Consider the following 279-nt stretch of genomic DNA (forward strand, 5'->3'; position numbering starts at 1 on the left):
CTCCCCTATGGCGACCGGCACAGTGAAGTTTTTCAACGCCGAGAAGGGCTTCGGTTTCATCGCGCAGGACGGCGGTGGCCCGGACGTGTTCGTCCACTACTCCGCTATCAATGCCGCCGGCTTCAGGGCTCTGGAGGAAAATCAGCTGGTCACGTTCGACGTCGTGCAGGGGCCCGAGGGCCCCAGGCGGAAAACGTCACCCCCCAAGGCTGAGCTCGCCCTTCCCCGCAGCACGACATGGGCCCGATCCGACACGGACCGGGCCTGGCCTTGATCTCA

The 279-nt window shown here is 64.9% G+C and carries 1 pseudogene; it reads left to right on the forward strand.

From position 1 onward, the window contains the following. Nucleotides 1-7: 7 nt before the first annotated feature. A pseudogene (locus ADK64_RS14090) lies at nt 8-213 on the forward strand (cold-shock protein). The last annotated feature ends 66 nt before the right edge of the window (nt 214-279 follow it).

The sequence above is a fragment of the Streptomyces sp. MMG1121 genome, from assembly GCF_001280015.1.
Lineage (GTDB): Bacteria > Actinomycetota > Actinomycetes > Streptomycetales > Streptomycetaceae > Streptomyces.